The following is a 1,244-nucleotide window of genomic DNA, read 5'->3' as shown; positions in this document are numbered from 1 at the left end:
CGCCCGGCTACGGCTATACCGCCATCATCGTTGCCTTCCTGGGCCGGCTGCATCCGGTCGGCATCCTGTTGGCGGCGCTGCTGATGGCGCTGTCCTTCATCGGTGGCGAGGCGGCGCAGATCGCCATGGGCCTGCCCAAGGCCATCACCGGAGTGTTCCAGGGCATGCTTCTGTTCTTCCTGCTGGCGAGCGACGTGCTGATCCGCTACCGGGTCCGCTTCGGGGCACGGAGGGCGGTGGCATGAGCGACCTTGCCCTGATCGGCCCGATCCTGGCTGCCATGTTCGCGGCGGCGACGCCGCTGCTGTTTGCCGCACTGGGCGAACTGGTGGTGGAGAAGTCTGGCGTCCTCAACCTCGGTGTTGAGGGCATGATGCTGGTCGGCGCCGTCTGCGGCTTCGCCGTGACGGTGCAGACCGGCAGCGCCGTCACCGGTTTCATCGTCTCCGCACTCGCCGGCGCCGCCACCGCTTCTCTCTTCGCCGTGCTGACCCTGTTCCTTCTGGCCAACCAGGTGGCGACCGGCCTTGCGCTGACCCTGTTCGGCGTCGGTTTGTCGGCGCTGATCGGCCAGGGCTTCGTCGGCATTCCGCTGGAGGGGCTGCCCAAGCTCCACATCCCCGGTCTGACCGACCTGCCGGTGGTGGGACAGGCGCTGTTCGGCCAGGACATCATGGTCTATCTGGCGGTGGCCGCCGTGCCGCTGGTCCATCTGTTCCTTTACCGCACCCGCGCCGGCCTCGTTCTGCGTGCGGTGGGCGAGAACCACACGGCGGCCCATGCGCTGGGCTACAAGGTTCTGCGCATCCGCTTCCTCGCCGTGCTGTTCGGTGGCGCCATGGCCGGTCTGGGCGGTGCCTTCCTGTCGATGGACTACACACCGATGTGGGCCGAGAACATGACGTCGGGCCGCGGCTGGATCGCCCTGGCGCTGGTCGTGTTCGCCACCTGGAAGCCGGTGCGTGCGATGCTGGGCGCCTGGCTGTTCGGCGGCGTCACCATCCTGCAGCTGCATGTCCAGGGGCTGGGCATCGACGTGCCGTCGCAGCTCTTGTCGATGCTGCCGTATCTGGCTACCGTTCTGGTCCTGGTGCTGATTTCGCGGGACGTCGCCCGCATTCGCCTGAACGCGCCGGCCTGCCTGGGGAAACTGTTTCATCCCGATGCTTGACGCATAGTTTTGAAAACGAAACAAAGCCCATATCTCACGGCATCAAGAACAAGGAGCGTGGACGTGAACAGAA

At 66.1% G+C, this 1,244-nt stretch carries 1 protein-coding gene and 1 pseudogene; both read left to right on the top strand.

The genetic code is table 11. The features are described from left to right. Nucleotides 1-245 (top strand): annotated as a pseudogene (locus I71_RS25155) (ABC transporter permease); the annotation flags it as partial. Next, nucleotides 242-1,171: an ABC transporter permease gene (locus tag I71_RS25150; protein ID WP_042700191.1), complete on the top strand. Its 930-nt coding sequence runs from the start codon at nt 242-244 to the stop codon at nt 1,169-1,171. The pseudogene I71_RS25155 and the gene I71_RS25150, both read left to right, overlap by 4 nt. Nucleotides 1,172-1,244: the final 73 nt, after the last annotated feature.

Origin of the sequence: Azospirillum sp. B506 (assembly GCF_000333595.1) — a bacterium.
Lineage (GTDB): Bacteria > Pseudomonadota > Alphaproteobacteria > Azospirillales > Azospirillaceae > Azospirillum.
Note: the sequence above shows the minus strand (reverse complement) of the source record. Positions and strands in the feature narration are given on the sequence as shown.

Bases quoted from the DNA above. Each gene is read 5' to 3' on its own strand.
- I71_RS25150 (WP_042700191.1), top strand. From the start codon at position 242: ATGAGCGACCTTGCCCTGATCGGCCCGATCCTGGCTGCCATGTTCGCG.